The 23,625-nt window shown below is 56.8% G+C and carries 19 protein-coding genes and 1 pseudogene; 4 read left to right on the forward strand and 16 right to left on the reverse strand.

All coding sequences use genetic code 11. The annotated features are described in order from the left end of the window. Positions 1-25: 25 nt before the first annotated feature. Entirely contained in the window at positions 26-2,287 is a 2,262-nt protein-coding gene (gene metE, locus AC3WS9_RS21360; RefSeq protein ID WP_285148770.1) for a 5-methyltetrahydropteroyltriglutamate--homocysteine S-methyltransferase, read from the reverse strand. A gap of 116 nt (positions 2,288-2,403) precedes the next feature. Here metE and metR point away from each other — a divergent pair, with 116 nt between their 5' ends. Then, positions 2,404-3,357: an HTH-type transcriptional regulator MetR gene (gene metR, locus AC3WS9_RS21365; RefSeq protein WP_492490219.1), complete on the forward strand. Its 954-nt coding sequence runs from the start codon at positions 2,404-2,406 to the stop codon at positions 3,355-3,357. Here the strand turns inward: metR and AC3WS9_RS21370 are convergent. The 3 genes from AC3WS9_RS21370 to pldB all read right to left on the reverse strand — a co-directional run bounded on the left by AC3WS9_RS21370 (position 3,245) and on the right by pldB (position 6,045). After that, entirely contained in the window at positions 3,245-4,144 is a 900-nt protein-coding gene (locus tag AC3WS9_RS21370; RefSeq protein ID WP_282493927.1) for a carboxylate/amino acid/amine transporter, read from the reverse strand. The two genes, metR and AC3WS9_RS21370, sit on opposite strands and share 113 nt — an antisense overlap. Before the next feature lie 82 nt (positions 4,145-4,226). Continuing rightward, positions 4,227-5,027, reverse strand: coding sequence for a sugar/pyridoxal phosphate phosphatase YigL (yigL, locus tag AC3WS9_RS21375; protein WP_282493926.1), 801 nt, complete (start codon positions 5,025-5,027; stop codon positions 4,227-4,229). Between the two features lie 25 nt (positions 5,028-5,052). Then, the gene (pldB, locus tag AC3WS9_RS21380) at positions 5,053-6,045 is read right to left on the reverse strand and encodes a lysophospholipase L2 (RefSeq protein WP_095283874.1); all 993 of its coding nucleotides are present in this window, start codon (positions 6,043-6,045) and stop codon (positions 5,053-5,055) included. 109 nt (positions 6,046-6,154) lie between these two features. Here pldB and rhtB point away from each other — a divergent pair, with 109 nt between their 5' ends. Beyond that, on the forward strand, positions 6,155-6,775 hold the full coding sequence (gene rhtB, locus AC3WS9_RS21385; RefSeq protein WP_112012613.1) for a homoserine/homoserine lactone efflux protein: 621 nt from the start codon (positions 6,155-6,157) through the stop codon (positions 6,773-6,775). Between the two features lie 157 nt (positions 6,776-6,932). Here the strand turns inward: rhtB and AC3WS9_RS21390 are convergent, their stop codons facing one another. The 5 genes and pseudogenes from AC3WS9_RS21390 to pldA all read right to left on the reverse strand — a co-directional run bounded on the left by AC3WS9_RS21390 (position 6,933) and on the right by pldA (position 15,310). After that, positions 6,933-7,355 carry a hypothetical protein gene (locus AC3WS9_RS21390; protein WP_492490220.1) on the reverse strand — a complete coding sequence of 141 codons (423 nt, stop codon included), beginning with the start codon at positions 7,353-7,355 and terminating at the stop codon, positions 6,933-6,935. 321 nt (positions 7,356-7,676) lie between these two features. Beyond that, positions 7,677-11,603, reverse strand: a pseudogene (locus AC3WS9_RS21395) (RHS repeat-associated core domain-containing protein); the annotation flags it as partial. Between the two features lie 232 nt (positions 11,604-11,835). Then, positions 11,836-12,459, reverse strand: a complete 624-nt coding sequence (gene rhtC, locus AC3WS9_RS21400; protein ID WP_095283876.1) for a threonine export protein RhtC — start codon at positions 12,457-12,459, stop codon at positions 11,836-11,838. Between the two features lie 61 nt (positions 12,460-12,520). After that, positions 12,521-14,350 (reverse strand): ATP-dependent DNA helicase RecQ, encoded by a 1,830-nt coding sequence (recQ, locus tag AC3WS9_RS21405; protein ID WP_492490221.1) that lies wholly within the window; start codon positions 14,348-14,350, stop codon positions 12,521-12,523. Positions 14,351-14,440: 90 nt separating this feature from the next. After that, positions 14,441-15,310, reverse strand: coding sequence for a phospholipase A (gene pldA, locus AC3WS9_RS21410; protein WP_282493922.1), 870 nt, complete (start codon positions 15,308-15,310; stop codon positions 14,441-14,443). A gap of 161 nt (positions 15,311-15,471) precedes the next feature. Between pldA and yigI the strand changes: the two genes are divergently transcribed. Continuing rightward, a complete protein-coding gene (gene yigI / locus AC3WS9_RS21415; RefSeq protein ID WP_492490222.1) occupies positions 15,472-15,939 on the forward strand; it encodes an acyl-CoA thioesterase YigI in 468 nt (155 codons plus the stop codon). 51 nt (positions 15,940-15,990) lie between these two features. Next, positions 15,991-16,887 carry an EamA family transporter RarD gene (gene rarD, locus AC3WS9_RS21420; protein WP_282493921.1) on the forward strand — a complete coding sequence of 299 codons (897 nt, stop codon included), beginning with the start codon at positions 15,991-15,993 and terminating at the stop codon, positions 16,885-16,887. A gap of 84 nt (positions 16,888-16,971) precedes the next feature. On the opposite strand, the gene corA is transcribed toward rarD, so the two are convergent. From corA to dapF, 7 genes are all read right to left on the reverse strand, one after another. Continuing rightward, entirely contained in the window at positions 16,972-17,922 is a 951-nt protein-coding gene (gene corA / locus AC3WS9_RS21425) for a magnesium/cobalt transporter CorA (RefSeq protein ID WP_285145519.1), read from the reverse strand. Between the two features lie 150 nt (positions 17,923-18,072). After that, positions 18,073-18,129, reverse strand: a complete 57-nt coding sequence (gene ysgD / locus AC3WS9_RS21430; protein WP_212743980.1) for a YsgD/CorL family protein — start codon at positions 18,127-18,129, stop codon at positions 18,073-18,075. A 149-nt stretch (positions 18,130-18,278) separates the two neighbouring features. After that, positions 18,279-20,441 (reverse strand): DNA helicase II, encoded by a 2,163-nt coding sequence (gene uvrD / locus AC3WS9_RS21435; RefSeq protein WP_285154658.1) that lies wholly within the window; start codon positions 20,439-20,441, stop codon positions 18,279-18,281. Between the two features lie 40 nt (positions 20,442-20,481). After that, positions 20,482-21,198 carry a 5-amino-6-(5-phospho-D-ribitylamino)uracil phosphatase YigB gene (yigB, locus tag AC3WS9_RS21440; protein ID WP_282493919.1) on the reverse strand — a complete coding sequence of 239 codons (717 nt, stop codon included), beginning with the start codon at positions 21,196-21,198 and terminating at the stop codon, positions 20,482-20,484. Continuing rightward, positions 21,198-22,100 carry a tyrosine recombinase XerC gene (xerC, locus tag AC3WS9_RS21445; RefSeq protein WP_282493918.1) on the reverse strand — a complete coding sequence of 301 codons (903 nt, stop codon included), beginning with the start codon at positions 22,098-22,100 and terminating at the stop codon, positions 21,198-21,200. The genes yigB and xerC overlap by 1 nt, the downstream gene beginning before the upstream one ends. Next, a complete protein-coding gene (locus tag AC3WS9_RS21450; protein WP_285145521.1) occupies positions 22,097-22,804 on the reverse strand; it encodes a DUF484 domain-containing protein in 708 nt (235 codons plus the stop codon). The genes xerC and AC3WS9_RS21450 overlap by 4 nt, the downstream gene beginning before the upstream one ends. Continuing rightward, complete coding sequence (dapF, locus tag AC3WS9_RS21455) at positions 22,801-23,625, reverse strand: diaminopimelate epimerase (protein WP_095283888.1); 825 nt, start codon at positions 23,623-23,625, stop codon at positions 22,801-22,803. Before dapF ends, AC3WS9_RS21450 begins: the two co-directional genes overlap by 4 nt.

The following is a 23,625-nucleotide window of genomic DNA, read 5'->3' on the forward strand; positions in this document are numbered from 1 at the left end:
CGGGCGGTTGCCCGGCCATTTCACATTACGCCTGACGCAGGTTCTGCGCAGCTTTCACCATGTTCGCCAGCGCGGCGCGAGTTTCTGGCCAGCCGCGAGTTTTCAGGCCGCAGTCCGGGTTGACCCACAGACGCTCCGCCGGAATGCGCTGGGCGGCTTTCTGCAGCAGGGCCTCAATCCACTCCACACTTGGCACGTTCGGGGAGTGAATGTCGTACACGCCCGGCCCGATTTCGTTCGGGTAGTCGAACTCTTCGAACGACTCCAGCAGCTCCATATCGGAACGCGAGGTTTCGATGGTGATCACGTCCGCATCCAGCGCGGCGATGGAGTCCATGATGTCGTTAAATTCGCAGTAACACATGTGGGTGTGGATCTGTGTGTCGTTCTTTGCCACCGCCGCGTTGATGCGGAAGGCTTCCACGCCCCACTCCAGGTACGCCGCCCAGTCGCTGCGACGCAGCGGGAGACCTTCGCGCAGCGCCGGTTCGTCAATCTGGATGATGCCAATCCCGGCCGCTTCCAGATCCGCCACTTCATCGCGCAGCGCCAGAGCAATCTGCTTGGCGATGGTTTCGCGGGTCACGTCTTCGCGCGGGAAGGACCAGCAGAGAATGGTCACCGGACCCGTCAGCATGCCTTTCACCGGTTTGTCGGTCAGAGACTGAGCGTACTTCGCCCACTCAACGGTGATCGCTTCCGGGCGGCTCACGTCGCCGATGACGACCGGTGGTTTCACGCAGCGGGAGCCGTAGCTCTGCACCCAGCCGTTCTGGGTGAAGACGAATCCGTCCAGGTGCTCGCCGAAATACTCGACCATGTCGTTACGCTCGGCTTCGCCGTGGACCAGCACGTCCAGACCCAGACGCTCCTGCTCAACAATCGCCTGCTTGATGTGTTCCGCGATGCCGGTGCGGTAGTTGTTGGCGTCCAGATTGCCTTTTTTGAAGTCCAGGCGCAGGCCGCGGATTTCAGTGGTCTGCGGGAAGGAGCCGATAGTCGTCGTCGGCCAGGCCGGCAGATTAAAGCGCGCACGCTGAGCTTCAGCACGCACTTCGTAGGCATTTTCACGCTGGCTGTCTTTGGCGGTGATCGCCGCCAGACGTTTTTCCACCGCCGCATTATGAACGCGAGTCGAGTGACGACGCGCCTGAATCGGAGCGCTCCATTCGGTAATCGCCGCCGTGTCGCCGCTGTTCAGCGCATCGCGCAGCAGGGCCAGCTCTTCACATTTCTGCAGGGCGAAGGCAAACCAGCTCTTCACTTCCGCATCCAGACGCGTTTCAACGCTAAGGTCGATCGGGCTGTGCAGCAGGGAGCAAGATGACGCCACCCACAGATCACGTTTCCCGACGATGTCTTTAATCTGCGCGTATTTCTCGGTGAGATCGGCGCGCCAGACGTTACGACCGTTCACCAGACCGGCAGAGAGCAGCCAGTCAGACGGCAGACGCTGGTGAATTTCCGCCACGTCATCTTTGCCGTGAACCAGGTCCACATGCAGGCCCTGCACCGGCAGCGCGGTGATGGTGTCGAGGTTCGGCGTGACGCCTTCGAAATAGGTGGTCAGCAGAAGTTTGACCTGGCCTGCCAGCGCGTCGTACGCCGGTTTGAAGGCATCCAGCCACTCCTGCGGCAGCTCCAGCACCAGCGCCGGTTCGTCGATTTGCACCCACTCGACGCCGCGTTTTGCCAGCTCAGCCAGCACCTGCTGGTAGACCGGCAGGATGTCGTTCAGCAGGCTCAGGCGGTCAAACTGCTCGCCTTTCACTTTGCCCAGCCACAGGTAGGTCACCGGGCCGAGCAGCACAGGTTTGATTTTGTGGCCCAGCGCCAGGGCTTCGTCGACTTCATCCAGGATCTGGGTCCAGGTCAGTTTGAACTGCTGGCCCTTCACGAACTCCGGCACCATGTAGTGGTAGTTGGTGTTGAACCATTTGGTCATTTCCGCGGCGGCGGCGGGCTCACCGGTCGGTGCGCGGCCACGGCCCAGACGGAACAGGGTGTCGATATCTACCGATCCATCGTTGTTCTGATGACGAGCCGGCACGTTGCCGAGCAGCAGGCTGGTGGTCAGAACATGGTCGTACCAGGCGAAATCGCCCACCGGCAGCAGATCTACGCCCGCCTGTTTTTGCTGATCCCAGTGGCGAGCGCGCAGTTCACGCCCCACCGCCAGCAGTTCGTCACGCGTGGCGTTGCCCGCCCAGTAGCTTTCTTGTGCTTTTTTCAGCTCGCGGCGCAGGCCAACGCGAGGGAAACCGAGGGTGTGGTTAATAATTGTCATGTCGCTGCCTCTTATGGAATTCGTTATTTAGCCGTCCAGATGTTTACACATCTATAATTGGCAGGTACTGTATATTCCTCAAGCGCAAAATGTTCATGGCGAAGTGAAGGACTTTCATGATCGAGATAAAACACCTGAAAACGCTACAAGCGTTGCGGAACTGCGGTTCGCTCGCAGCGGCTGCGGCCACGCTGCATCAAACACAATCCGCCCTGTCACACCAGTTCAGCGATCTGGAACAACGCCTTGGCTTCCGTCTGTTCGTGCGTAAGAGCCAGCCGCTGCGCTTTACGCCGCAGGGCGAGATTTTGCTGCAGCTGGCGAATCAGGTGCTGCCGCAGATCGCCAGCGCGCTGCAATCCTGCAATGAACCGCAGCAGACGCGGCTGCGCATCGCCATCGAGTGTCACAGCTGTATTCAGTGGCTGACGCCCGCGCTGGAGAATTTCCGCGCGAATTGGCCGCAGGTGGAGATGGACTTCAAATCGGGCGTGACCTTTGACCCGCAGCCGTCTCTCCAGCAGGGCGAGCTGGATCTGGTCCTGACCTCCGATATTCTGCCGCGCAGCGGTCTGCACTATTCGCCGATGTTTGATTATGAGGTGCGCCTGGTGCTGGCCCCGGATCATCCCTTAGCGCTGAAAACCCGCGTGACGCCGGAAGATCTGGCGACCGAAACCCTGCTGATCTATCCGGTGCAGCGCAGTCGTCTGGATATCTGGCGCCATTTCCTGCAACCGGCAGGCATCAGCCCGAACCTGAAAAGCGTCGATAACACCCTGCTGTTGATTCAGATGGTGGCGGCGAAAATGGGGATCGCGGCGCTGCCGCACTGGGTAGTGGAGAGTTTTGAACGCCAGGGTCTGGTGGTGACCAAAACCCTGGGCGAGGGACTGTGGAGCCGACTGTACGCCGCCGTGCGCGATGGCGAGCAGCGTCAGCCGGTGACGGAGGCCTTTATTCGCTCAGCGCGGAATCACGCTTGCGACCACCTGCCGTTTGTTCGGAGCGCGGAGCGACCCAATGGCGATGCACCCATAGCGAAGCCAGGATCACCGTCCCCCCAATAATAAAGCTTGGCCAGTGCGGTTGTTCCTGCCAGATCGCCAGGTTCACCAGCAGCCCTGCGGGCACGTGAACGTTGTTCATGATGCCCAACGTCCCGGCGTCCACCTGCGTGGCTCCGTAGTTCCACATAAAATAGCCCAGCCCTGATGCGACCACGCCCAGCCAGACAAGCACGCTCCACTGCAGCGTGGTGGTCGGCAGTTTTTGCGGATTGCCGAGCATAAACCACGCCACCACCGCGACGATGAATGCCCCCATGTAGAACCAGGCGAAGGCGTTGTGCTGCGGCATCGGGTGGATCTCCATCAGGCGTTTGTAGCCCACCATCCCAATCGCAAAGCTGATGTTCGCCAGCTGGACAAACATCAGGCCGGTCCAGAAGTGATCGCTCACTTTGTCGTAGCGAATAATCGCCGCACCGGCCACCGCCAGCAGCGCGCTCAGCACGTAGCCCCAGCGCAGGCGGCGTTTGCTCAGCAGGTCATAAATCAGGGTGATATAGAGCGGCGTCAGCACTGTGAAAAGCAGAAACTCCGAGACCGACAGATAGACATACGCGCGGAAGCTGAACAGGTACATGACGCCGAGCTGCATCGCGCCCACCAGCATGTACAGCAGAATGGTTTTGAGCGTCTGCCCGCGCAGGCGCAGGAACGGCAGGAACACCAGCGCCGCCAGCCCGACTCGCATCAGCACCGAGAAGTAGCTGTCGACGTGTCCGGCAAGGTATTCACCGATCAGGCTGAACGAGAAGGCCCACAGAATAGTGGTGATAATGAGTAGCGCCACAATGCATGTCTCTCAGAAAGAAGGACTGGCATTGTAGCGAACTCTTCAGTTGACAACTGAGCAATAAACAATCAAATGAAGATTATTCAAGGAACAGCTTGCGCAGGTAGTTCGGCACGGCGTTGTCGGCGTTGGTGCCGATCACTTCCAGCTCAGGATGCATGTCTTTCAGACGCTGGTGCGCATTTTCCATGATGCAGCCTTTCCCGGCCATCGACAGCATTTCCGCGTCGTTCATGCCGTCGCCAAAGGCGATGCAATCTTTCAGCTCGTAGCCCATGCGTTTCGCGACCGCTTCCAGCGCGTGGCCTTTCGACACGCCGCCTGCCATCACTTCCAGACAGGTCAGAGTGGAAAAGCTGACGTTGACGCGATCGCCCCAGCGCGCGTTAATCGCCTGCTCCAGCGGGAGCAGCTCTTCGTGGCTTTCGCAGGTGAAGAACACTTTGCTGATCCCTTCTGGCTCAAGCAAACCTGGCTCGTACAGGGTGTAGTTGAACACCGCTTCCTTGAAGAAACGCATCTCATCCGGGCGATGACGGTTCATAAACCAGTCGTCGTTGCGGTAGACGTTAGTGACGATCTTCGGGTTGCTGTGCACCACGCCAAACAGGTCGGCGGCGATGTCGCGGTCGAGGTTATGGGTGAAGATCAGGTTGCCGTCGGTGTCGTGTACGCGCGCACCGTTGGAGGTGATCATGTACGCTTTGATGTCCAGATTATCGCGGATCTGCCCCACATCCACGTGGTGGCGGCCCGTCGCGAAAACGAAGTTCACGCCACGAGCAGTCAGGAGTTTTAAGGTTTCTTTCGCGTAAGGCGACAGGGTGTGATCGGGGGAAAGCAGCGTGCCATCTAAATCAGATGCGACAACCTGGTACATAGGAAAATTTAACCTCAATAGGAAATCAGTTATGCCTGTCGAAAAACTCGACGATGGCGTTGAGCGCGACTGAGCGCATGGTGTCCTTTTCAAAAAGGATCTCATGGTACGCGCCCTTTATGACCAGCGGTTTTTCCCCTTCACAGGGATGTCCGGCGGCGGCGCGCAATTCACAAAAACGGTCGTGCATGCGGTTATCCACCACACGCTCTTCTTCGGCCTGAATCAGAAGCGTCGGCGTCGCATCTTTATTGACACCCGCGAGCGCTGATTCACCCGCGCGAATGCCCTCACGCACCCAGTGGTACGTTGGCCCACCGACGCGCAGACGCGGCTCATCGGCGTAAAAGCGCAGGTTGCGGCGATAGCGCTGTCGGCTGTGCGTCAGCACGTTCATGGCGAACGGCAGCGCGCGCCAGCGACCGGTGCCGATCGCGTAGCCTTCACGAATGCGCTGATGGCCCTCAGCCCAGTCGAGAATATGGCGTACCATCCAGTCCGGGAAGCGCATCACGATGCCAAACATCGGGGCGGTGAGCGCAATGGCATCGCACTGATGCGGGTGACGTTGTAAAAACAGCGTCGCAATCGCCCCACCCATCGAGTGCGCCAGAATATAGCGTTTGCGCCACGGACCCGGCTGCACTTCCTGCTCCCAGAACGCAGCGAGATCGTCGACATAATCGCTGAAATTCACCACATGCCCGCGGTGCGTGTCCGATAACAACCGCCCGGAGCGCCCTTGCCCACGATGGTCGATAATCAGTACATCAAAACCCAGATGGAAAAGGTCGTAAGCCAGTTCAGCGTATTTGACGTAACTTTCGATTCGACCGGGACAGACGACGATCACGCGGTCGTTTTTGACATCCCGAAAACGCACAAAGCGCACCGGAACATTATCCACGCCGGTAATTTCGGCCTCTTCGCGCTGACGCCAGAAATCGGTCAGCGGCCCCATGGAGAAAGCAGCAAATGCGTTCTCGCGTGTTTCCCAGTCCTTTTTCTGCTGAAACATCGGGTTTCCACCCCTGTAAGCCAAGGAATATCGTTTTTTCAGGACGCATCGCACAACGACGCGACAATAGCGTATTGTGGCATAAAAATAGACGATTCGGGAGTTTCAAATGACCTTCGAGTGGTGGTTCGCTTACCTGCTGACATCCATCATCCTGAGCCTTTCCCCAGGCTCCGGCGCGATCAATACCATGACCACGTCCATTAACCACGGCTATCGCGGCGCGGCTGCGTCCATTGCCGGACTGCAGACCGGGCTGGGGATTCATATCGTGCTGGTCGGGATTGGCCTTGGGACTTTGTTCTCGCGTTCGGTGCTGGCGTTTGAAGTGCTGAAATGGGCGGGCGCGGCCTATCTGATTTGGCTGGGCATCCAGCAGTGGCGCGCGGCGGGCTCAATCGACCTGAATACCCTCGCCCACACGCAGACACGCGGTCGTCTGTTCAAGCGCGCGGTGTTTGTGAACCTGACCAACCCGAAAAGCATCGTGTTTCTCGCCGCCCTCTTCCCGCAGTTTATCGTCCCGCATCAGCCCCAGGTGATGCAGTACGTGGTGCTGGGTGCGACGACCATTATTGTCGATATCATCGTGATGATTGGTTACGCGACGCTGGCGCAGCGGATTGCGGCGTGGATTAAGGGTCCTAAGCAGATGAAGGCGTTGAATAAAGTGTTTGGGTCGCTGTTTATGCTGGTGGGGGCGTTATTGGCGTCGGCGAGGCATGCCTGAGGATCATGGGGTGAAGTTATGCTGTGGGTGAGGATGTTTTTCAGCATCGCTGCTGCTCACCCCTGCTCCAGCAAAAATACTCAAAAATATTATCTATACTTTGATATTACCCCTCAATAAATCATCAATCTTTTTTGGTTCTAAAAAATCAGAAAATTTATTCAGCCTTCCTATAAATGGCATACCATGAAAAACACTTCGCTAATTCATAGGGAATACCAGGTACATTTTTCCGGGCCCATTCCTCTATAGTCTTTTGCTCTGAGATACCAGCTGCACCACTCCACATTGAGATATAGTCACCTTTAAGTTCATCACCGGAATAAAATAAAAAAACCTCATCAGCGTCGAAAGTTTCTATATAAGCTATCGAACTCCCCTTATCTTTGAAGAATTTTATAACATTGACCCCATCTACTTTTAGTTGCCTTTTAACATTATTCCCCAATGTTATTTTTTCTGACACATTCAACTCAGTAACCATACCCTTACATAGAGATTGTGCAGATGAATTAGCGCAAAGAATCAAGAATAAAAAGACGCCTTTAAAAATATTTAGCCTACAATTATTATACTTCATTTTACCTCACCAAAATTTCATATCGATACGTTAAAAAAGCTCTTGGCATTTTCCATTTACATACATTTCAGTTCCAACTTCCTTTCCCATTCCACACTGACCGCCAGGAGTTATATTTCCTGCACCTGCACCTGCACCTGCACCTGCACCTGCACCTCCACCTCCACCTCCACCTCCACCTCCACCTCCACCTCCACCTCCACCTGCAGAATATCTGTACCATGTAGGTGTTCCAAACCAATTTTTATCACTCGCTCTGAATGCTGGTCCTCCCGTATGTGAAGCACTCCATATATCTCTCCCTTTTACACCCGTTGCATCACCTCCATAAATAACAACGTGCCCAGGATAAACACCGACATCTCCTAAAGTTGGCATACCTTCTACGCGTGAGAAATTAGAATTATGCGCGAATTGACCACTTGTCATTCGACCTATATTAATACCAGCCTGTTTAAATATAGATGAAACAGCCCCTGAACAATCTGCACCTGATTTTGTCGCTCCACCATATACATAAGGCACATTAGAATTTACCCAATCTTCCGCAGCTGTTTCAATTGAGTTTTTCTGGGCAGGCGTTAAATCCAGACCTAATGGATCAATCCCAGAAAGGGGATCTAACGGATACCCATATAAATTCCATCCCCCCCGCAACCCAATCGGATCCTGAGTGATATACCGCCCCTGCCGCGGATCGTAATAACGATACCGGTTATAATGCAGCCCCGTTTCTTCATCGTATTGCTGTCCTGGCAGGCGAATGAGTTGTTGCAGGTTTTCCGGGTTATCTTCGTTCAGTTGATTACCCCATTCGTCATAATCTGCGCGCCAGGCTGTGGTGCCATCTTCATTCATTAGCGCCAGTGGCAGTCCGCGATGGTCACAGTGATACAGGTGGATTTTCCGCTCCGGCTCATAGAAGGGGTCCATCTGGTTTGCCATTTGCTCCACGGTCAAACCGCAACCTGCCAGCCACTGACGATTTTCATCACTGACCGTATTTTGCTGCAGTTCACCCTCAAGCTTGTCGAGTCGTGAAATCAGCTCAGCCGGATAGACGACATTCCCGTCCTGCTGCAGTTTTTCCGCCAGGCTGCGACGAGCGGTATGCGCCAGTTCGCTGTTTTCTGTTTCGATACGTACCAGTGGCGTAAAACTTCCCGGAAGGTACACCGTCTGGACGCGTTTGCTTTCTGTTTGTGTCGTGACCAGCCTGTCGCCATCCCAGCCGTACCAGGTCACTTCGGGGAGCGGGTTTTGCACGATAAGCTCACTGTCGCCCTCGCCATACCTGTTGGTCTTCCACACTTTTTTCCCTATCCGCCTGCCGAGCGGATCGTAGAAGTAGCGGCTTTCGGAAATGACTCTGTGGTTCCAGATCTGCTCACAGACGTGGGCGACAAGCCGGTGCTGAAGGTCATAACGATAATGCCGAATCAGCTCGCCACTCATGTGCGCGGCACCGGGTGGTAAATTAATTTCCTGCCGGATGAGGCTGCCGTAATTATCATAGTCGTAAAGATAATGTGCATTCTTCGCGATACGATTGTCCGGCCATGCAGTGAGGCTGTCGTCAGGATTCAGCTCCTGACGGGTCATCCGGTTACCCGCTGGATCAAAGACATAAGGTATGCTGATGTTAAGATCTGCAGAGGTGATATTGACCCCTGTCAGACGACCAGTGCTGCTGTACTGGTAGCTCCGTTGCTGGTTCGCCCCACTGATGTGGATAAGCTGCCCGTTATCATTCCAGCCATAATCTCTATTCAGAAGGGGGTTATTCAGATGATGACTTTTGAGCTGGCCGCCCGGTGCGTAGCCAGTATCCAGCTCATAAGCACCAGAAGTACGCTGTATTTCCCGGTGCAGACGGTCGCGGGTGAAATCAATGAGTGGTCGATTGCCCAACTTTAGGCCTGCTAAATGGCCGCTGCCATAGGTCAGCCATTCCACCTGAGCCAGACCGTCAGGTGTAAACCGATTCTGTTGCCCACGAGCATTCCAGTCGTATTGGGTTTCGTGCTGCCATAACAGCTCACTGGTATCAGGATCGTGTACCGTCTGGCGTTCGCCAGTGCGGCGCCCCTGGCTGTCATGCGTATAATGGACAGCAACGCGGTGCTCTTCACTGAGATGGCTGATACCGGTAAGCCATCCACGTTCATCGTACTGCCACTGCTCAGCGGGAGTATCATTGACGGTGCGATGCGTCAGGCGGTCGGCGTCATCGTAATGCCAGAGGGTGACCAGGCCTTCATCTTCGCTCTGCGTCAGCTTGCTTAGCGGGTCATAATGATAACGGCGAGTACGCCCGTCGAAGCCGATCTCCTGTGACAACCTGTCCAGCAAATCATAGGTAAATGTCGTATGGCTGCCGTTTTCGTTGGTCAGTTGCGCGATGCGGCCAGCAGCATCATATTCCATCCGGCGGGTCAGACTGCCAGAGCTGGCGGAAACAGGGCGTCCGGCGGCATCAAACTCTGTCGTACTGCGGGTTCCATCCGGTGCAATGACGCCTGTCAGGTCACCCGCGACGTTGTATTCGTAATGAGACTGATGGCCTGCGGGATCCGTCTGACTGAGCAGTCTGCCACGCACATCGAATTCCCTGTACTGGCTCAAACCCTCTTCCATGTGGAGGGCAGTAAGCTGCCCGAACCGGTCGTATTCATGCCGGGTTTCGAATCCTGAGCAGTCGGTGAAGGTCAGCAACTGACCATAGCGGCTCCAGGTCATCTGCTGTTGACTGCCGGTGGCATCTTCACGTGTGGTGGGGAAGTCGCTGTGCGGGTCCGCATAGACATACTTCATGGTGTCGCCAGCGCGGGAGGTTTCGGCCGTCAGCCTGCCCGATTCATCATATTCCCGACGGCTGTTAAGCCCGTCCGGCCACACCGTGCTGATAAGCTGGCGCTGAGCGTTGTAATAAAATTCTGTCACCCTGCCATCCGGCGTCACGCTGGCATTCACAAGCCCGGAGGCAGGGTTAATCCTGTACGTTGTTTTTCGACCCACGGCGTCGGTTTGTGCCACCATGCGCCCGTAATGATCAAATTTACGGCGGGTGATACTGCCGTCGGCAGCGACGCTTTTGACGACCCGTTTCAGGCCATTTTCGCCTTCCGTGTGGAGCACTTCGCGGCGGTTCAGGCTGTCGGTAATCGAGACCTGATTTTTTTCATAAACGTACTCATAACTGAGTCCTGCCGGATTGAGCTGTTCTGTCACCCGCCCTGCCGCATCATAGCGATAGCGAATTTCGGGGCGACCGGCGTAATGATGCGCGACCATCCGGCCCGGGACGTTATCGTCGTAGGTGAAATAGCGCGTTTGCGTACCGCTACGATCAAAGACCGCCAGCAGCTCCCCACGACTGGAATACTGATAACGCGCCAGCGGTGCGCCCGGCAACCTGTCCGGGTATTCCGGATCGCCAGTCAACCACACTTCAGTCAGGCGTAGCCCGCTGTCCACACCGTATCGCGTCTGGGGAACATCATCTAAGCGGCTGTATTTCAGCCCGAAACGCCGGCCTGCGCCGTCGGTCACACCGACAATCTCTCCGCCAGCCGCGCGGTGAAACGCCAGCCTGCGTCCGGGGTTATCCACCAGGCCCGTCAGGACACGATATGGCGGTAAAGGTGCGGGGAGAGCTTCATTCTCCTGAGGTACTCGCTCTGACCAGCCCAGGATCCACCATGGCCCGTACGGATGGTTAGTGGCGAAATAATGGTGCGGACTCAGACGGATATCTTCAGGGAGTGACTGCCACAGACGGTGCAACGGGTGGCTCTCATGCTGTTTTAACACCCCGCCACGCGCCAGCCAGAAGGACTCGCTTTGGCTGAACGCGATTTCACCAGGCAGCAACAGGTCAAAGTGAATACTTCGCCCGCCACTGTCATTGAGGATCAGTTCGCTGTCGCGCAGTTGCAGATGAATATCAGTGGAAGCCTTCCAGCCTGGACCAAACATCCCAACGGGGGCGGGCGTTTTCGTTTGATAGCTGCTGTAGGTGCGGGAAAGGATAAACGGCAGCGGGCCTGGCAGGGCGAAATCTGTTTCGCCAGGCTGGACTTTAGCCCCCAGCAGCGGATTCACAGGGTTGCCTGAAGTGTGTCCCCCAGGACATACCGAACAGGCCACGCCGGTCGGCGCGCCAATCATAACGCCAGGAGAGCCCTGTACAATCGGGCCGCCAATTGCAGTCATATCGCCCTGACGCGCTGCGGGTTTTCCACTCATAACCAATTCCTTTTGGTTTGTCTTCAATCACGGTCCTGAAATTACATTCACAAAACCAAGCAAAGACATTAAAATATAAATAGAATCAATAAATTAAAATCAATGGAAATATATTCCCACGGAAAAACACGCACGATTGTGAGCATGATCGCGAAAGATAGCTGGAAAGAGTCTGAAGAGGGACTTTAGGAAAAAGACAGGGCTGCTTGCCCTGTCTCGATAGAAGAGGAGCTTAGCGCGAAATAATCAGGTGAATACCAAACCCTGCAAACAGCGCACCCGCAAAGCCATCAATCCACTTCGCCAGACGCTGATAGCCGCGACGCATGGACGGTAAGGCGAACAGGCTCGCCACCACGGTGAACCACGCGAAGGTTTCGACGACGATCAGCAGGAAAATGCCCCAGCGCGCGCCTGCGCCGACGTCGTCACCGACGAACAGAGAGAACACCGAGCCAAAGTAGATAATCGCTTTTGGGTTGGCGAGGTTGGTCAGTAAACCGCGCACAAAGCTGCGACCGCCGGTTGCCAGCTCCACTTTCGGCTCTGGTGCAGCAACGCCCTCTTCTTTCTTCAGCGCACCGCGCAGCATCTGGTAGCCCATCCAGCACAGATACAGGCCGCCGCCGACCATAATGATGTTATGCAGCCAAGCCATTTTCGCGAGGATAAGGTTCAGGCCGAGCAGCGCCACGGCAGCCCAGACCATTACGCCCATGGTAATCCCGAGCACGCCCATCATCGCCTCTTTACGGGAGCGGCTGACGGCGGTCTGCGAAACGAAGAAAAAGTCAGGGCCAGGGCTCATCAGCGCAACGATGTGCACCAACGCCACAGTGAGGAATAGCATCAACATAATTAACTCGCGGGAGAATAGTTCAGTGAGTCACCATCCTGGCACTTTTTAGCCGGGCTGACTACTCCTCATCGTCACCATCCGCATGAGAGCGGATCAGCGCCATGAACTCTTTGCCGAAGCGCTCGAGTTTGCGCGTACCGACGCCGTTAACGCTGAGCATTTCACCGGCGCTGAGCGGCATCTGCTCGGCCATTTCAATCAGCGTCGCATCGTTAAACACCACATACGGCGGGATGTTCTCTTCGTCGGCGATCGCCTTACGCAGCTTGCGCAGTTTGGCAAACAGCTTGCGGTCGTAGTTGCCGCCGTAGGATTTTTGCGCCACGCGTGGTTTCAGGGCAATCACGCGCGGAACCGCGAGCTGGAGTTCTAACTCGCCGCGCAGCACCGGGCGCGCCGCTTCTGTGAGCTGGAGCGCAGAGTGCTGGGCAATGTTTTGCGTGGCGAAGCCGAGGTGAATCAGCTGGCGAATAATGCTCACCCAGTGCTCGTGGCTCTGTTCGCGGCCAATGCCATAGACCGGCAGCTTGTCATGGCCCATCTCGCGAATACGCTGGTTGTTCGCGCCGCGCAGCACTTCCACCACGTAGCCCATACCAAAGCGCTGATTCACGCGGTAAATGGTTGAGAGCGCCTTACGCGCGTCCATCAGGCCATCGTACTGCTTCGGCGGATCGAGGCAAACATCGCAGTTGCCACACGGCTCCTGACGCCCCTCACCAAAATAGTTGAGCAGCACCAGACGACGGCAGGTTTGCGCTTCGGCAAACGCGCCCATCGCGTTGAGCTTGTGACGTTCGATATCCAGCAGCTGACCATGCGGTTTTTCTTCCAGACAGCGGCGCAGCCACGCCATATCCGCTGGATCGTAAAACAGCATCGCTTCCGCAGGCAGGCCGTCGCGTCCGGCGCGGCCCGTCTCCTGATAGTAGGATTCGATATTGCGCGGGATGTCGAAATGCACCACAAAGCGCACGTTCGGCTTGTTGATCCCCATCCCGAAGGCGACGGTGGCGACCACGATTTGCAGATCGTCGCGCTGGAATTTCTCCTGTACGTCGGCACGGATGTGGTTTTCTAAACCGGCGTGATAGGCCGCGGCGCTAAAGCCACGGTTTTGCAGACGCGCGGCGGTGTCTTCCACCTTCGCGCGGCTGTTGCAGTAGATGATGCCGGATTTGCCGCGCTGCTCCTGCACGTAGCGCAGAAGCTGGTCCGTCGGCTTGAATTTTTCCATCAGCATGTAGCGGATGTTAGGGCGGTCGAAGCTGCTAACCTGAATGAACGGATCGTTCAGCCCGAGCAGGCGCACGATATCCAGACGCGTGGTGTCATCCGCCGTCGCGGTGAGCGCCATAAACGGCAGCGCCGGGAAGCGCTGACGCAGCTGGCCGAGCGCGGCGTATTCCGGACGGAAATCATGTCCCCACTGGGAGATACAGTGCGCTTCGTCGACCGCCAGCAGCACCGGATTCCAGTGCGCCAAATGATCGAGGAAGTTATCCAGCATCAGGCGTTCAGGGGCGATGTACAGCAGACGAATCTGCCCGGTACGGCAGCCCGCCATCACGTCCTGCTGCTGTTCGCGGGTCTGGGTGGAGTTGATACAGGCAGCGGCAACGCCGTTCGCCAGCAGCTGATCCACCTGGTCTTTCATCAGGGAAATGAGCGGCGATACGACGACCGTCAGGCCGTCCAGCACCAGCGCGGGCACCTGATAGCAGAGCGATTTCCCGCCGCCAGTCGGCATGACCACCAGACAGTCACGGCCTTCCAGCACGGTTTCAATGATGGTTTCCTGGCCAGGGCGGAACTGCTGATAGCCAAAGGTTTCCTGCAAAACCTGTTTAGCCAGCGATTCCTGATTCATTACTTCCGCCTGCGCCACGTTAACCCCATTTGCCAGATACAAAACAGGCGCTATTTTCAGCGCCTGAGAGAGAAACTTCAACGTTTAACGCAAAAACATTCGAGCAGGCTAGAAAAGATCGTTCAGCATCACGCCCACGCCGACGCGCGTTTGATTAAAGTTGTAGTCGATCAGCGACTCGCCGTAACCGCTGTACACCTGCGTATAGATGCGCACGTGTTTGGTCATCGGGTAGCTTAAGCCCAGCTCTGCGCCGCCGTAGCCGGTGTTCCAGTTGTACTGACCTTTCGCGCTCAGCACCGCGTCGCCCAGCTGATAGCCGATTTTGAGCTGATAGTAGCCCATGTATTTGGTGATATCCGGGTTGTCATCCGTATCGCCAATCACATACCACGGCTTCACTTCCACCATCCAGTTGCCGTTTTGCGCCATCAGGCGGGTGTAGAGACGGTTCCAGCTGCGGGAAGTCGGGTCGGAACGCCCGTTGGAGTCGTGGTTGAAGCCAAACTCCACGTCGCGCAGCGTCCAGCCTGCGAATTCGTCATCGGTCGCAAAGCCAAGGAACAGCTGCGGCTCATAGTTGGTTTCACGGAACGGAGAGGATTCGCCGCTGTTGGAGAGCTGCCACCAGGATTTCTGCGTGTAAGAGCCGCCCAGAACCGAGTTCGGCCCCAGAATGCCGCGCCAGAACGGGAAGGCCAGGCTGAGCTGGAATTTCACTTCGTCTTTGCGCGCATTATCGGACCAGTTGTAGGAGCTGATCGCTTCTTTGTTCAGATCGCTGGTCTGGGTATAAATCACATAGTTGGTGTCGTACGGGTAGAGCGTGAACGGATTGTCATGCTCCTGAAGCAGGTTAGCGATAATGCTGCCGCGCACGGCGGGCTTATCGTGTACCTCTTTGAGCGTCGCTTCCTGCGCAAATGCTGTGAGGGGCAGCGCAACCGCCGCCAGTAACCAACCCAGATACATCCGCATCGGTGGTGTTCTCCTGCAAATTAGAAATTATGTGAATAGTTATGTGCGACACATTCTACCTATTTCTCAATTAACTTCCCCTCCTCGTTTCTGAAAGTGGAAATCCTTATCCTTGAAGCATAAAATCAACATTTTGTTAACAACGAAGGATGCGACTGTTCATGTCAGCCACGCTTACCGCTGAAGAAGCTTTGAAACTGGTGGGGGAGATTTTTGTCTACCACATGCCCTTTAACCGCGCGCTGGGGCTGGAGCTGGAGCGTTACGAGAAGGGATTTGCTCAGCTGAGTTTTAATAATCAGCCGATGATGGTGGGAAACTGGGCGCAAAGCATTTTGCACGGCGGGGTGATCGCCTCGGCGCTGGATGTCGCCGCCGGGCTGGTCTGCGTGGGCAGCACGCTGGCGCGTCATGACACCATCAATGAAGACGAGCTGCGTCAGCGCTTATCGAGGATGGGCACCATCGATCTGCGCGTGGACTATCTGCGTCCGGGTCGCGGAAATCGTTTTACCGCCTCCAGCAGCCTGCTGCGCGCGGGCAACAAGGTCGCTGTCGCACGCGTCGAATTGCATAACGAAGAGCAGGTTTACATCGCCAGCGCAACCGCCACTTATATGGTGGGTTGAGACGGTTTAATCGGGTAAAATGAATTTACTTTCTTGTAACGGATTATCCCGATGGATGCTAAACAGACGCGGCAGGGCGTTTTACTCGCCCTTGCCGCTTATTTTATTTGGGGTATCGCGCCCGCGTACTTCAAGCTGATCTACTTTGTCCCGGCTGACGAAATCCTGACCCACCGCGTGATCTGGTCGTTTTTCTTTATGATCGCGTTGATGAGCGTGAGCCGTCAGTGGTCAGGCGTGAAAACCCTGCTGCAAACCCCGAAGAAAATATTCCTGCTGGCGCTGTCGGCGGTGCTGATCGGCGGCAACTGGCTGCTGTTCATCTGGGCGGTGAATAACCACCACATGCTGGAAGCGAGTCTGGGGTACTTCATTAACCCGCTGGTGAATATCGTGCTGGGGATGTTGTTCCTCGGCGAACGCTTCCGCCGGATGCAGTGGGTGGCCGTATTACTGGCACTCTGCGGCGTGCTGGTACAGCTCTGGACTTTCGGCTCGCTGCCGATCATCGCCCTGGGGCTGGCGTTTAGCTTCGCGTTTTATGGTCTGGTGCGTAAGAAAATCGCCGTGGAAGCACAAACCGGGATGCTGTTTGAAACCCTGTGGCTGCTGCCGCTGGCCGCGATTTACCTGTTCGGCATCGCCGACAGCAGCACCAGCCATATGGGTAATAACCCGTGGTCGCTGAACCTGATGCTGATTGCCGCGGGCGTGGTCACGACCATTCCGCTGCTGTGCTTCACCGGGGCCGCCACGCGCCTGCGCCTGTCGACGCTCGGCTTCTTCCAGTACATCGGCCCGACGCTGATGTTCCTGCTGGCGGTGGTGTTCTACGGCGAAGTGCCGGGGGCGGATAAGATGGTGACCTTCGCGTTCATCTGGGTCGCGCTGGCGGTGTTTGTTGCTGATGCGATTTATACCCAGCGTAGGGTGCGGAAAGGGTTGTAGTGGTTTTTTGCCGGATGGCGGCTTCGCCTTATCCGGCCTACAAAGATTGTAGGGCGGGTAAGCGCAGCGCCACCCGCCAGATTTTCAAAGCCAGTTACGACGTTTGAAATAGAGATACGGCGCCAGCCCGGCGAGGATCATAAAGATAATCGCGCCTGGGTAGCCGAAGCTCCAGCGCAGTTCCGGCATAAATTCGAAGTTCATCCCGTAGCTCGACGCCACCAGCGTCGGCGGCAGGAACACCACGGATACCACCGAGAAGATCTTGATGATGCGGTTCTGCTCGATGTTGATAAAGCCCATCGCCGCCTGCATCAGGAAGTTCACCTTCTGGAACAGGGATTCGTTGTGCGGCAGCAGGGATTCGATATCGCGCAGGATCTCACGCGCCTGCTCCAGCTGACCGCCCGGCAAACGCGCTTTACGCACCAGGAAGTTCAACGCACGCTGGGTATCCATCAGACACAAACGCACTTTCCAGCCGATATCTTCCTGCTCCGCCAGCGTAGAGAGCGCTTCATCGTACTCATCGCCCTGATGACCTTCCATGATCACGCGGCTCAGCTTTTCCAGATCGCTGTAGATGTTTTCGATTTCGTCCGCCAGCTGTTCGATTTTGGTTTCGAACAGATCGAGCAGCAGCTCGTAGGCGTTGCCGTCGACCATCGCCTGGCTGCGGGCACGCATACGATAGAGGCGAAACGCAGGCAGTTCGCGCTCGCGCAGGGTGAACAGGCGGCCATCGCGAATAGTAAACGCGACGGTGGAGTTACCGGCGTGGTCTTCCGCATCTTCAAAAAAGAAGAAGGAGTGGATATGTAGGCCGTCTTCGTCTTCAAAGAAACGCGCGGAGGCCTCGATGTCTTCCAGTTCCGGGCGGGTTGCCAGGCTTTGCCCGAGCTCTGACTGTACGCGAAGGCGTTCATCGTCGTCCGGCTCGACCAGATCCACCCATACGGCATCAATGAGGGGCTGTGACTCTTCAGCTTCAAGCCGAATCAGTCGGTTTTTTTCCAGTTGAAATGCGCTCAACATGACCGGGACTCCCAATGCAAAAAATATCGGACAGTTCGGTGGGCACACAGAAACAATATGGGTTTCAGACCATTAAAAGCCTGACTCAGCGCGACGGGAATTAAGCAGGTCGCTGACAACCACTAAGGCCATCAGCAAGAGGAGATAGCCTTAGGAGTTGTTCCTGGATGACAGGGAATTGAGCCAGTATCTACTGGGTGTGTCCAAGGCGAATGTCCTCTTAGCGTAATCGTGCGCGCATGTTACGCCAGCAATAACGATGGCGTCAACACGCAACGGGACGCTGAAGGGCAATAAATAGCCTTACGCTTATAAGGCTAGCAGATTATTACAAAATAATGATATTTTTCTGAACGTTACACTGTTTCCAGCTTGGCGTAGGCCGCGACCAGCCATTTGATCCCCTGGCCCTGGAACGCCACCTGCAGGCGACTGTGCTCGCCGCTGCCTTCCAGATTGACGATGGTGCCTTCGCCAAATTTTGAGTGGCGAACGCGCTGGCCCAGCTTGTAGCCGGTATCGTTTTCCGAGATGGGCGTGCCCATCCGCTGATGGTTCACCGGACGGCTGATGCTGGCGCGCAGACGCACCTCTTCCACGCACTCTTCCGGCAGCTCGCCGATGAAGCGTGACGGACGGTGATACACCTCTTTGCCGTACAGGCGGCGGGTCTCCGCGTATGTCAGGGTCAGCTTTTGCATCGCACGAGTGACGCCCACGTAGGCCAGGCGACGCTCTTCTTCCAGACGCCCGCCTTCATCCAGCGACATCTGGCTCGGGAACATCCCCTCTTCCATCCCGACGATAAACACCTGCGGGAACTCCAGCCCTTTCGCCGAGTGCAACGTCATCAGCTGCACCGCGTCCTGCCAGGTATCCGCCTGCCCTTCGCCCGCTTCCAGCGCCGCGTGGGAGAGGAATGCCTGCAGCGGCATCAGATCTTCGTCTTCTTCGTTGTAGCTGAACTGGCGCGTTGCCGTCACCAGTTCCTCTAAGTTCTCAATACGCGTCTGGCCTTTCTCGCCTTTTTCCTGCTCGTACATCATGCGCAGGCCGGAATCTTTCACCACCCGATCGGTCTGCACGTGCAGCGGCATGTCAGCCGTTTCCTGCGCCAGAGCGTCAATCAGTTCCATAAAGCGCTGTAATGCGCTCGCGGCACGCCCTGCCAGCGCTTTTTCCTGCAACAGCTCACGGCACGCCTGCCACAGCGTCAGCTGGCGGTCACGGGAAGCCTGACGAACCACGTCGAGGGTGCGATCGCCGATGCCGCGCGTTGGTGTGTTCACCACGCGCTCAAAGGCCGCGTCGTCGTTGCGGTTGGCAATCAGGCGCAGATACGAGAGCGCATCTTTGATCTCCTGGCGTTCGAAGAAGCGCATCCCGCCGTAAATACGGTACGGCATGCTGACCTGCAACAGCGCCTCTTCCAGCACGCGCGACTGGGCGTTGCTGCGATAGAGAATGGCACACTGCTCCAGCGCTCCGCCGTTCTCCTGCCAGGTTTTAATGCGGTTCACCACAAAGCGGGCTTCGTCCAGTTCGTTGAACGCGCAATAAATGGAAATCGGTTCGCCGTCGACGCCGTCGGTCCACAGCTTTTTGCCCAGACGCCCGTTGTTATTCTCAATCAGGGCGTTGGCGGCGCTGAGGATGTTGCTGGTCGAACGGTAGTTCTGTTCCAGACGGATGGTTTCGGCACCGGGGAAATCGTTGAGGAAGCGCTGGATGTTTTCCACCTGCGCACCGCGCCAGCCGTAGATCGACTGGTCATCATCGCCGACGATCATCACTTTGCCGGTGTCGCCCGCCAGCAGGCGGATCCACGCGTACTGAATGTTGTTGGTATCCTGGAATTCGTCCACCAGGATATTGGTGAAGCGTTCGCGATAGTGCTGAAGAATATGCGGTTTATTGAGCCACAGCTCGTGGGCGCGCAGCAGCAGCTCGGCGAAATCCACCAGCCCGGCGCGATCGCAGGCTTCCTGGTAGGCCTGATAAACCTTCTGCCAGGTTTGCTCCACCGGATTGCCGAAGCTCTGAATATGGTGCGGGCGTAACCCTTCGTCTTTCTGACCGTTGATGTACCACATCGCCTGACGCGGCGGCCACTGCTTCTCGTCGAGGTTCATCGCCTTGATCAGGCGCTTGAGCAGACGCAGCTGGTCTTCGCTGTCGAGGATCTGGAAATCCTGGGGCAGGTTGGCGTCCATGTGATGCGCGCGCAGCAGACGGTGCGCCAGCCCGTGGAAAGTGCCGACCCACATGCCGCCCTGGCTGGTGCCCATCAGCTGGGCGATACGGTGGCGCATCTCCGCCGCCGCTTTGTTGGTGAAGGTCACGGCCATGATGGAATAAGGCGAGCAGTTTTCTACGCTCTGCAGCCACGCGATGCGATGCACCAGAACACGTGTCTTACCACTGCCCGCTCCAGCCAGCACCAGCATATTGGTCCGCGTCGCGGCAACCGCGTCACGCTGTTTGTCATTAAGGCTGTCGAGAAGGTAAGAAACGTCCATTGGCACCAAAACCTGGTTATTTATACAATACTGCTGGTGATTATATCAGCGTGGTCAGGGATGCCAACCGCGAAATTTCGACGTGCGGCAACAGGCGGCTGTCGGCGGTCTGCATCAGGTCGGCATTTTCCGGTTTGATCCAGCAGGCCTGCATCCCGCAGCGGATCGCACCTGCTACGTCGGTGGTCAGGTCATCGCCCACGTGCAAAATCTCGCCGAGCGGCAGGCTAAGTTTTTCCGCGGCCAGGTGATACATATCGTTAAACGGCTTCGCGCGCCCGTGCGGACCGGCGCGCAGGACAAACTCGAAATAGTCGCCGAGACCAAACAGCTCCGGCTGCGCGTTGCCGTTGGTGATCGCCACCAGCGGCCATTTTTTAGCCAGCAATGCCAGGGTGTCGTGGGTTTCCTGCGGCACGTCGATGCGGCTGCGCCATTTGGCAAAGTTCGCCATCGAGGCCTCTGCGCCCAGCGCCGCCTCTTGCGCGCTCAGCCCGGCGTTCAGCATCGCCTGCTCAACGGCACGACGTCGCCACTCGGTCACGTCGTGGTAGATCTCCGGTTCGGTTTCACGCAATAACTGGCGCAGGCGCTGGAAATCTTTGTTTTGCAGCGTTTTTAAAGAGGGATGATAGTTTTGCACAAACGCCAGCGCTTCCTGCTCGGTACGCAGGATCACTTCGCGGTTGTCGTAAAGGGTGTCATCAAGGTCAAACGTCAGGGCAGAGATCTGACCCAGTGGGCGGTAAAAACGCATTATTTCCCCCGTTTTGCGCGTGGATGCGCCGAGTCATACACCGAAGCAAGGTGTTGAAAATCAAGATGGGTATAGATTTGGGTGGTCGATAAATTGGCGTGGCCTAACAGCTCCTGCACACCGCGCAGATCGCCGCTGGACTCCAGCATATGGGTCGCAAAGGAGTGGCGCAGTTTATGCGGGTGAACGTGGCTGTTCAGCCCCTGCTTGATCCCCCATTCGGCAAAACGCTTCTGCACGTTTCGCGCAGAGATACGTTTCCCGAGCTTCGAGAGAAACAGCGCGTTCTCTTCTGCGCCAAACAGACCGCGCAGATCCAGCCAGTGTTCAATCCACGCCACCGCATTGCGGCCAATGGGTAAACGGCGCTCTTTGCTGCCTTTCCCCATCACCCACACTTCGCCGGTATCGAGATCGAGATGTTTAAGATCCAAACCCACCAGCTCAGAAAGACGTAATCCCGCGCCGTACATCACCTCCAGCATGGCGCGGTCGCGCACCGCCAGCGGATCGTTAAGATCGATATCCAGCAGACGATTCACATCATCGACGTCGATATTTTTTGGCAGATGACGCGGGGCTTTCGGGGTGGAGATGCCTTTCGCCGGATTGGCTTTGAGTTCGCCCTGGCTCACCAGCCAGTCGAAGAAACTGCGCAGGGCAGAAAGACGTAACGCGAGGCTCGCCGGGCCTAAGCCTTTGCGGCGGCTGCGCACCACAAACCCGCGCACGGTCGCAGCGTCACAGTGTTGCCAGCTCTTCAGGCCGATCTCGTCGGCAATCTGCATGATGGCATCAAGCTGACGCTGGTAGTTCAGTAGCGTGATAGGGCTCAGCTGGCGTTCAACGCCCAGATAGCGCAGGAAACGCGCTACCAGAGGTGCAAGCAGGGAATCTGTCATACGCGCTCAATCCAGCGCTCCAGCAGCTCAGGGAGCATCAGGGCGATTTCCTGCAGCAGATGCGTGCCTTGTCCCTGCTCGTAATGATGCGCGTCGCGGCTGGTGAATAACATCACGCCCAGATCGCCTTCGCGCCCCATCAGGGACATGGCGACTGAACCGATGGCTTTGGCCTCAGGCAGCACCACCAGCAGTTCCGGTCCGTTCAGCGGGCCGAGATAGTGATGCTCATGCCCAAGACGCTGAATGCGCAGCGGTTCAAACGCCTGACGGCTTATCGCCAGATGGGTGAAGCCGGAAGGTGCGCCGATGCGCCAGCGATCGGGGAACAGGCGAATCGTCGCCCCTGCCAGGCCAAGCTCGCGCGCCCAGCGATGAAAACGGCTGAGGAACTCTTCCAGACTGTGCGCCGACGCCAGCCGCGCCTGCAGATGCAGCAGACGATAAAACAGGCTCTCGTTGTTACTGGCCTGTTCCATCAACAGGGTCATGTTCTCTTCCAGCTGATCGATGTGCTTGCGCGAGCGCGCCATGTGCCATTCGACCAGCGAGACGGTGTCGCGCACCGGATGCGGCACGCGCATCTGTTCGACCACGCGTGCATTGCGGATAAAAAACTCAGGATTGCGCAGCAGATAATCCACAACCGTCCTGTCATCCAGTTCCGTTATGAGCTCCTGCAGTTCTTCCCCTGGTTGTTTCATAGATGGATAAACCCGTCGTATACATGTGCCGCCGGGCCAGTCATATACAGTGGATGACCCGGACCTTTCCAGGCGATATCAAGACGACCGCCCGGCAATTCCACGCGAACCTCTTCTGCCAGTAACCCTTGCGAGATGCCGACAGCCACAGCCGCGCACGCGCCGCTGCCACAGGCACGCGTTTCGCCCGCGCCGCGCTCGTACACGCGCAGGCGGATGTGTTCGCGTTTCACCACCTGCATGAAACCGATATTGGCGCGTTCCGGGAAGCGTTCGTGGCTTTCCATTATCGGGCCTAAGGTTTCGACGGCGGCGATATCCACATCATCAACCTGAATCACGCAGTGGGGATTGCCCATCGAGACAACGCCGCACAATACTGTCTGCTCGGCCGCCCGCATAATATAGGTCTTTTCCGCTTTGATGGCGCGGAAGGGAACCGCCGATGGCTCGAAGTTGGGCTCACCCATGTTGACGCGCACCAGCTCGTCGTCGGTGACGCTGAGCACCATGCGACCATTCGCCGTGCTGACGCGAATATCGCGCTTGTTGGTCAGCCCTTTCAGGCGCACGAAGCGCGCAAAGCAGCGCGCACCGTTGCCGCACTGGGAGACTTCGCTACCGTCGGCATTAAAGATGCGGTAGTGAAAATCGAGATCGGGATCGTAGGGCGGTTCGACCACCAGCAGCTGATCAAACCCCACTCCCAGATGCCTGTCCGCCAGGCGACGAATCAGCTCAGGGGAAAAAAAGACATTCTGCGTTACCGCGTCGACGACCATAAAATCGTTGCCAAGGCCATGCATTTTAGAGAACTGCAT

Source organism: Lelliottia sp. EB106-05-01-XG201 (genome assembly GCF_058791735.1).

Excerpts from the sequence above, each read along its gene's own strand:
- metE (WP_285148770.1), bottom strand. The coding sequence starts at position 2,287 with ATGACAATTATTAACCACACCCTCGGTTTCCCTCGCGTTGGCCTGCGC.
- metR (WP_492490219.1), top strand. The coding sequence starts at position 2,404 with ATGATCGAGATAAAACACCTGAAAACGCTACAAGCGTTGCGGAACTGC.
- yigL (WP_282493926.1), bottom strand. The coding sequence starts at position 5,027 with ATGTACCAGGTTGTCGCATCTGATTTAGATGGCACGCTGCTTTCCCCC.
- pldB (WP_095283874.1), bottom strand. The coding sequence starts at position 6,045 with ATGTTTCAGCAGAAAAAGGACTGGGAAACACGCGAGAACGCATTTGCT.
- rhtB (WP_112012613.1), top strand. The coding sequence starts at position 6,155 with ATGACCTTCGAGTGGTGGTTCGCTTACCTGCTGACATCCATCATCCTG.
- AC3WS9_RS21390 (WP_492490220.1), bottom strand. The coding sequence starts at position 7,355 with ATGAAGTATAATAATTGTAGGCTAAATATTTTTAAAGGCGTCTTTTTA.
- rhtC (WP_095283876.1), bottom strand. The coding sequence starts at position 12,459 with ATGTTGATGCTATTCCTCACTGTGGCGTTGGTGCACATCGTTGCGCTG.
- pldA (WP_282493922.1), bottom strand. The coding sequence starts at position 15,310 with ATGCGGATGTATCTGGGTTGGTTACTGGCGGCGGTTGCGCTGCCCCTC.
- yigI (WP_492490222.1), top strand. The coding sequence starts at position 15,472 with ATGTCAGCCACGCTTACCGCTGAAGAAGCTTTGAAACTGGTGGGGGAG.
- rarD (WP_282493921.1), top strand. The coding sequence starts at position 15,991 with ATGGATGCTAAACAGACGCGGCAGGGCGTTTTACTCGCCCTTGCCGCT.
- corA (WP_285145519.1), bottom strand. The coding sequence starts at position 17,922 with ATGTTGAGCGCATTTCAACTGGAAAAAAACCGACTGATTCGGCTTGAA.
- uvrD (WP_285154658.1), bottom strand. The coding sequence starts at position 20,441 with ATGGACGTTTCTTACCTTCTCGACAGCCTTAATGACAAACAGCGTGAC.
- yigB (WP_282493919.1), bottom strand. The coding sequence starts at position 21,198 with ATGCGTTTTTACCGCCCACTGGGTCAGATCTCTGCCCTGACGTTTGAC.
- xerC (WP_282493918.1), bottom strand. The coding sequence starts at position 22,100 with ATGACAGATTCCCTGCTTGCACCTCTGGTAGCGCGTTTCCTGCGCTAT.
- AC3WS9_RS21450 (WP_285145521.1), bottom strand. The coding sequence starts at position 22,804 with ATGAAACAACCAGGGGAAGAACTGCAGGAGCTCATAACGGAACTGGAT.
- dapF (WP_095283888.1), bottom strand. The coding sequence starts at position 23,625 with ATGCAGTTCTCTAAAATGCATGGCCTTGGCAACGATTTTATGGTCGTC.